Source organism: Acidovorax sp. HMWF029, from assembly GCF_003060895.1.
Lineage (GTDB): Bacteria > Pseudomonadota > Gammaproteobacteria > Burkholderiales > Burkholderiaceae_C > Acidovorax.
In genome coordinates this window covers 1-1,042 of record NZ_QAIH01000267.1, presented here as the reverse complement: position 1 = coordinate 1,042, position 1,042 = coordinate 1, and the positions used below count along the sequence as shown (strand labels likewise).

Sequence of the window (1,042 nt, the reverse complement as noted above, 5' to 3'; positions counted from 1 at the left end):
GGCGGGCAGGCTGCAGGGCTCCAGGTGGCCTGCGCCCATCACGTCGTCCCAGTTGGTCAGCACGAGCTTGACGGGGTTGAGCACGGCCATGCCGCGGTGGGCCTTCAGCTCCAGGTCTTCGCGCAGGCAGCCTTCCAGGGTGCTGTAGTCGATCCAGCTGTCGGACTTGGTCACGCCGATGCGGTCGGCAAACACCTGCAGCGCTTCGGGCGTGTAGCCACGGCGGCGCAGGCCGACGATGGTGGGCATGCGGGGGTCGTCCCAGCCGCTGACCTTGTGGTCGTACACCAGCTGGGCGAGCTTGCGCTTGCTGGTGATGACATAGGTGAGGTTCAGGCGCGCAAATTCGTATTGGCGGGGGGGCGGGCTGGCCAGCAGGCCGCCTTCGGTCAGGCGCTCCAGCAGCCAGTCGTAGAAGGGGCGCTGGTCTTCAAACTCCAGCGTGCACAGGCTGTGGGTGATCTGCTCCAGCGCGTCCTCGATGGGGTGCGCGTAGGTGTACATGGGGTAGATGCACCAGGTGTCGCCCGTGTTGTGATGGGTGGCGCGGCGTATGCGGTAGATGGCCGGGTCGCGCATGTTGATGTTGGGGCTGGCCATGTCGATCTTGGCGCGCAGCACCATCGATCCATCTTCATGCTGGCCGTCACGCATCTCGCGGAAGATGCGCAGGTTTTCCTCTGGCGTGCGGGTGCGGAAGGGGCTGTCCACGCCGGGCTTGCTGAAGTCGCCCCGGTTGGCGCGCATCTGCTCGGTGGTCTGCTCGTCCACGTAAGCGTGGCCTGCTTCGATCAAATATTCGGCCGCGCGGTACATGAAGCCGAAGTAGTCGCTGGCCTGGAAGGGCGCGGCGCTGCCGGGCGCCTGGCCGAGCTGGGCCCAGTCAAAACCGAGCCATTTCACGGCGTCGATGATGCTGTTGACGTATTCGGTGTCTTCTTTTTCAGGGTTGGTGTCGTCAAAGCGCAGGTGGCACACGCCGCCGTAATCGCGCGCCAGGCCGAAGTTGATGCAGATGCTCTTGGCGTGGCCGATGTGCAGG

The 1,042-nt window shown here is 65.0% G+C and carries 1 protein-coding gene; it reads right to left on the bottom strand.

Annotated features, from left to right (window positions below; genetic code table 11):
* Window positions 1–1,042 (bottom strand): glutamine--tRNA ligase (gene glnS / locus DBR12_RS18900; protein WP_108618661.1); only part of this gene is annotated, 1,042 nt, incomplete at both ends.